Here is a 5258-nt window from a genome sequence, read left to right as displayed (position 1 = left end):
GGAATTGGTAAAATTCATTACAACTTTTTAACTCTCTCACTTTTAATTAACCACAAATCTTCGCTCGTTTTACTCGCTTGATTTGTTTCAAGGTAAACCAGCCGTTCGTATACTCGTCACTAAATTCCTCAGACTTAGGACTTGCATATACTCGCAGACTTAGCTCGGGCACGGGAGAGCCGTTAAAAAATCGTAAACTGCTTTACGATTTTAGGCTCGCACGGCGATGCGTATATGCAAGCTTACTTGCATAGCATACGCCAGTAAGATAAGCAGTTATCGTTCTAAGCCTTCGGCTTGCCCTCGCTCACTTTCTAACTTCCTCACTTTTTCACTTTCCCACTAAACTACCCAACTATTTAACCACTCAACCACTTAACTATTTTAACTACTCAACCTTTTTAACTATTTTAACCAAAATAAACTAATACTCAATAGTTACCTTAACTCTTATCTCTTTTAATGGACGCGAGCTATATTTAACAATCTCTTGTCCGTTAAAGGTTGCATAATTTTTATATTCTATAATTCTCTCTTTTGTCTCTTGATATCTTGTTCTACATCTTTTGACTATCTGATATCCAGGTCTTGCTTGGCGCTCGGCTAAACTTTTCCCAACGATAGTCCCAACTATAGCACCCCCTATAGTCGCCGCTGTTTTTCCACTACCTTTTCCTATCTGATGTCCTATGATCCCTCCGGCAACTCCACCTATCAATGCCCCAACGGTTCCGTCATTTTCTTGAGATATGGGTACCTCCTCTTCCCAACACTCTTCATATGGAACTCTTTTTGTAATAACTCTATATATTTTCTCGCTTTTATATACAGGCAGATACTCAACATAAGTAAATTTTTCGGCAAAGGCAAAGGCGGCAAATATCAAAACCAAAAATAGAGACTTTCTCATAGGAACTCCTTTTAAAATTATTTATCTTTAACTTATTTTAGTATAAAATATTACAATTTACAATTTGGAGCGATATGTGGCTAAACATCTTTTACAAACAAGCGATCTAACAATAGAGGAGATTGAAAATATTTTTTTAGACGCATCATATTTTTTAAAAAACAGGCCAAAGAGTCTTTTGAAAAATAAGTTAATAATTACTATATTTTTTGAAAGCTCCACTAGAACAAGAAGCTCTTTTGAGGTTGCGGCAAAAAGGCTGGGAGCAGAAGTAGTTAGTTTGGATGTAACAAAAAGTTCAACAAAAAAAGGCGAAACTCTTTATGATACCGCGGCAAACCTTGATGCAATGGGTCCAAACGCCATAGTAGTAAGACACGCTCATGCCGGAGTGCCAAATATTTTGGCTAGATACGTAAACTGCTCTTTGATAAACGGCGGAGACGGAGCTCACGCGCATCCTACACAGGCTCTTTTAGATCTTTTTACAATAAAAAAATATTTAGGCGATGTTGAGGGCAAAAAAATTGCTATAGTTGGAGATATAAAAAACTCCCGTGTCGCAAACTCAAATATATCTTTATTAAAAAGATATAAAATGGATATCACTTTAGTTGCGCCTCCTCAGTTTCTGCCAAAAAGAAAAGATCTAAAAACTACTTCAAACTTAAAAGATGTAATTGATGAAATCGATGTTATCATGAGTCTAAGAACCCAAACAGAAAGACACAAACTCCCAATTTACGCAAGTCTCAAAGATTATGCAAGCGATTTTTGCATAACAAAGGAGTTAATAAAAGATAAAGATATCATCATTCTTCATCCAGGACCCGTTCATAGAAATATTGATATTAGCGACGAAGTTTTAAGCGATCCTAGATGCAAGGTTTTAGAACAGGTTAAAAACGGAGTTGCTATAAGGATGGCAGTTTTAAAAAAACTGATAATGGAAAATGGATAAAATCTCATATTTAGCTTCTAAAAAGATTCCTTTTTTATTTGTTTTTGATTTTGAGGGCAAAAGGCTTTTTGTAGAAGAGTTAAATAAATTAAAAGAGGTATATTACAAGATCGAAAATAGGAAAAATTATACAAAAAAGAAAAATTGTATTCCAAAAATATTAAAAAAAGAGCCTATCGATTTTGCAAGATATAAAAGAGCCTTTTTAAAAGTTCAAGAAAATATAAAAAAAGGAAATACCTATCTTTTAAATCTAACATTTCCCACAAAAATAGAAACAAACTGCACACTAAAAGAGATATTTTTCGCTTCTAATGCAAAATTTAAACTATATTTTAAAGATAAATTTGTCTCGTTTTCTCCGGAGAGATTTATAAAAATAGAAAATAACGAAATTTATACATATCCTATGAAAGGAACCATTGAAGCAAATATTAAAGATGCAAAAAAGATAATATTAGAAGACGAAAAAGAGATGGCTGAACATATAATGGTGGTAGATCTATTAAGAAACGATCTTTCTATGGTTTCAAAAGAAGTAAGAGTAAAAAGATTTAGATATGTAGAAAAGATAAAAGCGGGAGAAAAAGAGCTTTTGCAGGTTAGTTCGGAAATTGTAGGGAGATTGGATATTAACTGGAGAGAAAATTTGGGAGAGATTTTAAAAAAACTTTTGCCTGCTGGAAGTATTAGCGGGACTCCAAAAAGAAAAAGCGTAGAGATAATTAAAGAGGTTGAAAATTATGAAAGAGGCTTTTTTACGGGGATTTTTGGTATATATGACGGAGAAAGCCTAGATAGTGCTGTTTTGATAAGATATATAGAAAAAGATAAAGATAACTATATATATAAAAGCGGAGGAGGTGTCACAATAGATAGCGATTTAAAAAAAGAGTATAAAGAGATGATAGACAAAGTCTATATCCCTTTATAAAAATTAAAATCTAATAGGATATCTTACTTCAAAGACAAAGTCAGGAGAATCCGAGGTCAAACCAATGCCCAAGCCAAAATTTAGTGAAGATTTATCAGATAAAGCCCATCCGGCGGTAAACTTAAACTGAGCTGAATTTACAGTAGAGTTGGGGGCTTCCTTTTTCATAAGTTCCGTTTTAGTTCCATCATCATTATAATCATAATACCAAACATCTGTTGAAAAAGTGTAATCATCAATAAATTGAAACCCGATAGAAAAGTTATATGATATTGCATAACCTAAACCAACATTTATACTTACAGTATCTCCCGGATCAACATCCATTAAACCCACTTTATCTGTCTCATTTGTTTCTTTATTGTATATTTCATATGTTTGATCTACATTTTCTTTTTTATTATATGCATAAGATATTCCACCATAAACTACGACAGGATCGATTGATTTTACAAAATTTACACCTAATTTTATGGATTGATATCCGCTTCCTAAAGGAAGATCTTTTGGATTACCATTTTGATCCACCTCTATATCAAACGGGCTCTTGGCATTTTTAAATTTATATCCTAAACTTAATAAAACTGCTGGAGTATTTGCTCCTTCTTTAATAGGCTGATATGAAAAAGATACACTTACATCTCCTATTCCCGCTTGATCTTGTGTTTCATCCGGTTCTGATTGGCCTTTTCCAGCTATTATAGAGTATCTCTCATGCCTATATATAAGTGGAACACCAACTTCAAATTGAAAATTATCTGTTATCCCCAATCTAAAAGAGATAGTATCTGTAAATATATGCCTTTTTGTATTTTCTATACCAAATCTACCAAGGGTTAAAAAAACCGGATCTAATATTGCAAAACTTTCTAAATATATCTGTTTTGCAGAGTTATATGTATAAGAAAAAGCATTTTCTAGTTCAAAACTCCCTTTTTTTAAAAGAACATAATCTCTTTCAAAATTTATTAAAACCTCTTCTGGCTGCGACTCTTTTTGAATCGCTTTTTTAGTTTTTCATTATCTGTATCAGCATATAAAGAGAAGAAAGATAGTGAAAGGGCGGTAAAGAGGGCAACTATTTTTTTCATAAAAACTCCTATTAAATTAGTGAGATGGAGCAATTATAACAATAAATTCTTAAATAAATTTTTAAATTAATATAATTAGAATTCATTATTTGTTCTAAAAGTTTGTATTTGCTGCAAAAATAGAAGATTTCTAAGATTTTCTGATTTGACCCAAATCTCATCATCTGCATCTATTTTTAGTTTGTCAATTTTTCTATTTCCTTTTGGCATTATTATTAATGCGATATTTTTATACCACATTTTTTCGAACTCATCTATTGGCAAAATTGTATTTCCCAAAGCTGGATCAGCTAAAAAGACTCTTCCTTTTTTTACTCCCCTAAAGATTACAAAATGTTTATATTTGCCTATTGTTATAGTAACTATAGCTGGTTTTCCTAAAGCAACAAGACCTTCAACATCTGTTTTATAGCCTCCAACTTTATATCCTAACGCATTAGCTAATTTTTTTATGTCCAATAAAGAAAAACCTTTGTTTTTTATAATTTGCTCTTTATTGCCAAAATGGAAAAGGCCGTTAATAACTTGTTGCTCAGTAACTGGATCATTTAAATAAAATTTAAAAAGAGTAGCTACAGCTGCGGAACCGCAACTAAAATCAAACTGCTGTTTTACAAGATTTTTTGATTTTAATTCTGCAGCAGATTTAATTTTAGGACGAATCATAACTGTCCCAAATTTAGTTGATATATATATAGGGACACTATTTTTTTTATTATTTTTTTCAGAGGCAAAAGCGTTTGCCAAAACCATTATTAATACCAACACTATTATTAGAGAATTTTTTTTCATAGTGCCCCCTTTTGTTTTATTTTTCTTGTGCTATATCTCCATAAATATGAAAAACTAATATACCTTCTTTATAAGGTGCCCATGAAGTCTGAATATTTATAAATCCGTCCGCTTTTTCTTGATAATCGCTTCTTACTTTAACAAATGTAGATTTGATTATATTGTTAATAAGCTCTGGAATCTCTTTTTCGTCTTTTGGATTCAAAGTATAGACATAACTTATATTATCTATAACTTCATATTTTTCAAATCCAGCATTTCCTACCGAAAACATAAACTTTTTTGTCTCAGCCATTTTTACTCCTTTTGTTTTTTTAAATTATTACAAAAAAGATTGCAAAATAATTGCAAATTTTTTAGTCTTTATTGAATTATTGCTAAATCAGGCCTTACCAATCCGGCGCCTTGCTGCTCAACAGGCAATCCAAGATCTTCTGCACTCTCCTTCAATCTATTTTTCACATCATCTGGGGAAAGTTCTTCGTTAGTACTTATTAATAAAGCAGCAGATCCGCTTACATGTGGTGTTGCCATACTTGTTCCACTCATTGTCTCATACTTAGAATTTTT

The 5258-nt window shown here is 32.0% G+C and carries 8 protein-coding genes; 2 read left to right on the top strand and 6 right to left on the bottom strand.

From position 1 onward, the window contains the following. Positions 1–424: 424 nt before the first annotated feature. Positions 425–910, bottom strand: a complete 486-nt coding sequence (locus AC30RD_RS06010) for a glycine zipper 2TM domain-containing protein (RefSeq protein ID WP_489493446.1) — start codon at positions 908–910, stop codon at positions 425–427. A gap of 76 nt (positions 911–986) precedes the next feature. Between AC30RD_RS06010 and AC30RD_RS06005 the strand changes: the two genes are divergently transcribed. Together AC30RD_RS06005 and AC30RD_RS06000 are read left to right on the top strand one after the other, a co-directional pair. Further along, positions 987–1871 carry an aspartate carbamoyltransferase catalytic subunit gene (locus AC30RD_RS06005; protein ID WP_489493444.1) on the top strand — a complete coding sequence of 295 codons (885 nt, stop codon included), beginning with the start codon at positions 987–989 and terminating at the stop codon, positions 1869–1871. Next, complete coding sequence (locus AC30RD_RS06000) at positions 1864–2805, top strand: aminodeoxychorismate synthase component I (RefSeq protein WP_489493442.1); 942 nt, start codon at positions 1864–1866, stop codon at positions 2803–2805. Before AC30RD_RS06005 ends, AC30RD_RS06000 begins: the two co-directional genes overlap by 8 nt. Positions 2806–2808: 3 nt before the next feature. Here the strand turns inward: AC30RD_RS06000 and AC30RD_RS05995 are convergent, their stop codons facing one another. The 5 genes from AC30RD_RS05995 to AC30RD_RS05975 form a co-directional block, all read right to left on the bottom strand. Beyond that, entirely contained in the window at positions 2809–3576 is a 768-nt protein-coding gene (locus AC30RD_RS05995) for a transporter (RefSeq protein WP_489493440.1), read from the bottom strand. Positions 3577–3773: 197 nt separating this feature from the next. Continuing rightward, positions 3774–3896 carry a hypothetical protein gene (locus AC30RD_RS05990; protein ID WP_489493439.1) on the bottom strand — a complete coding sequence of 41 codons (123 nt, stop codon included), beginning with the start codon at positions 3894–3896 and terminating at the stop codon, positions 3774–3776. Positions 3897–3971: 75 nt separating this feature from the next. Beyond that, positions 3972–4688, bottom strand: coding sequence for a C39 family peptidase (locus AC30RD_RS05985; RefSeq protein ID WP_489493438.1), 717 nt, complete (start codon positions 4686–4688; stop codon positions 3972–3974). 16 nt (positions 4689–4704) lie between these two features. Then, on the bottom strand, positions 4705–4983 hold the full coding sequence (locus tag AC30RD_RS05980) for a hypothetical protein (RefSeq protein ID WP_489493436.1): 279 nt from the start codon (positions 4981–4983) through the stop codon (positions 4705–4707). Positions 4984–5051: 68 nt separating this feature from the next. Continuing rightward, the coding region (locus tag AC30RD_RS05975) for a S8 family serine peptidase (RefSeq protein WP_489493435.1) at positions 5052–5258 on the bottom strand (207 nt) is incomplete at its 5' end.

It is taken from the genome of Nitrosophilus sp. (assembly GCF_982775275.1).
The sequence above is the reverse complement of the archived record's forward strand: the minus strand, read 5'-3'. Positions and strand labels throughout refer to the sequence as shown.

Bases quoted from the DNA above. Each gene is read 5' to 3' on its own strand.
- AC30RD_RS06010 (WP_489493446.1), bottom strand. From the start codon at position 910: ATGAGAAAGTCTCTATTTTTGGTTTTGATATTTGCCGCCTTTGCCTTT.
- AC30RD_RS06000 (WP_489493442.1), top strand. From the start codon at position 1,864: ATGGATAAAATCTCATATTTAGCTTCTAAAAAGATTCCTTTTTTATTT.
- AC30RD_RS05990 (WP_489493439.1), bottom strand. From the start codon at position 3,896: ATGAAAAAAATAGTTGCCCTCTTTACCGCCCTTTCACTATCTTTCTTC.
- AC30RD_RS05985 (WP_489493438.1), bottom strand. From the start codon at position 4,688: ATGAAAAAAAATTCTCTAATAATAGTGTTGGTATTAATAATGGTTTTG.
- AC30RD_RS05980 (WP_489493436.1), bottom strand. From the start codon at position 4,983: ATGGCTGAGACAAAAAAGTTTATGTTTTCGGTAGGAAATGCTGGATTT.